The organism is Pelomonas cellulosilytica, from assembly GCF_021353265.1.
In the GTDB taxonomy this organism is placed as follows: Bacteria; Pseudomonadota; Gammaproteobacteria; order Burkholderiales; family Burkholderiaceae_C; genus Pelomonas; species Pelomonas cellulosilytica.
The window spans coordinates 1-1883 of the sequence record NZ_JAJTWU010000028.1; the positions used below are offsets into that span (position 1 = coordinate 1).

Genomic DNA, 1883 nt, shown 5'->3' on the forward strand with positions numbered 1-1883 from the left:
TTTGTGCGCTCAGCATGAGCGCACTTCTCGCGGGTGCAAGTCCCGTCGTAAGTTGATCACAGCGAACGAAGCGAAGCGCAACTGCATGAGGGTGACCGGGTGTGGGAAGGAAGCGTGGAGCGAAGCTGCGAGCCGATGAACAAGAACCGGATAGAAGGCACTGCCGAGCAGGGCGAGCGGGCAAAAAGCCGCAAAGCTCTCGTGATCAAGGCGAAGCGGTGTAGATCCGGCGGCTGTGTAGCGAAGGAGTGCGGTCTTACCTGAGGAGATCCCGCCTTGTGCCTGAAAGGGCGACGGCCATGTCGGAGCGGGAAGTCAGCCGAGGTCGTAGTAGCCGGGTAGCGGGGCCGCCGAGGCCACCAGCGAGAGGCGAAGGACCGAACGAGAGCAAGTGACCGAGGACCTGGGAATGTCAAAGGCCATGCGTCAGATGCCGGAGCGATCCGGGTGGGCAGGGGAAGCGGGCGGTGAAGCCGCGCGTCAGCCTGTCAGCGACGAAGCCTGCGGCCCGTCCCAGGAACACCAGGGCACAGGGTCAGCAAAGCAAAAGGCGGGGGCTGGTCTCCTGCTGGCGGCGGCGCTGACGAGAGAGAACCTGCAGGCAGCTTGGAAGCGGGTCAAGGCCAACAAGGGCGCGGCGGGCGTGGACAGGCTCGACATCGAGCAAACCCAGCGTCTGCTGCAAACGACGTGGCCGCAGATCTGCCGAGAGTTGCTGACGGGGACATACCGGCCCATGCCGGTACGCAGGGTGATGATCCCCAAGCCGGATGGGAGCCAGCGCGAGCTGGGCATCCCGACGGTGACGGACCGGTTGATCCAGCAAGCACTGCTGCAGGTGCTGCAACCGCTGATCGACCCCACCTTCAGCGAACACAGCCACGGGTTCAGGCCGGGTCGGAGTGCGCACGACGCGGTGAAAGCCGCCCGAGCTTATGTCCAGTCTGGCAAGCGCGTGGTTGTAGACGTGGATCTGGCCAAATTCTTTGACCGGTGCAACCATGACATCCTTGTTGATCGGCTCAGGAGACGCATCTCGGACCAGTCGGTTCTACGGCTGATCCGTGCGTATCTGAACGCCGGGATCATGGAAGGCGGGGTGAAGATGGAGCGGCAGCAGGGCACGCCGCAAGGCGGGCCGCTGAGCCCGCTACTGGCCAACGTGCTGCTCGACGACGTGGACAAGGCGCTGGAGGCGCGGGGCTACAGCTTCGCGAGGTATGCCGACGATGCCAATGTCTACGTCAGCAGCATGAAGGCCGGCGAGCGGGTGATGGCGTGGCTCAGGAGGCTGTACGGCAAGTTGAAGCTTCAGATCAATGAAGCCAAAAGTGCCGTGGGCAGCGCCTTCAGGCGCAAGTTCCTGGGCTATGAGCTGTGGGTGGGCAAGGGGCGGGAGGTGAAGTGTGCGGTAGCCGCTAAGGCCCAGAACGACTTCAAGGCCCGCATCCGGCAACTCACACGGCGCTCAGGCGGGCGCAGCATGGAACAGGTGGTGCAAGGGTTGCGGCCCTACCTGCTGGGCTGGAAGGGCTACTTCCGCATGGCGCAAACGCCCAGAGTCTGGCGCGGGCTGGACGAATGGCTGCGCCATCGACTCCGAGCCCTACAGCTCAAGCAGTGGAAACGCGGAACAACCATGTACCGCGAACTGCTGTCGATGGGCGCTCGGGCCGATGTTGCTCACCGAGTGGCGGCTAACAGCCGGCGCTGGTGGCGCAACAGCACGACAGGACTCAACAGCGTGCTCACCCTTGCTTGGTTCGACCAACTGGGCCTGCCCCGCCTCTCATGACCTCAAACTCTCGAACCGCCTGGTGCGGACCCGCATGCCAGGTGGTGTGGCAGGGGTGCCTCCTTCGTTGGAGGCCCCCTATGCCGAT

The 1883-nt window shown here is 64.0% G+C and carries 1 protein-coding gene; it reads left to right on the plus strand.

What is annotated here, in order from left to right; translation table 11 throughout:
• The first annotated feature begins 403 nt into the window (after positions 1 to 403).
• The gene (gene ltrA / locus LXT13_RS28335; protein WP_233375789.1) at positions 404 to 1795 is read left to right on the plus strand and encodes a group II intron reverse transcriptase/maturase; all 1392 of its coding nucleotides are present in this window, start codon (positions 404 to 406) and stop codon (positions 1793 to 1795) included.
• The last annotated feature ends 88 nt before the right edge of the window (positions 1796 to 1883 follow it).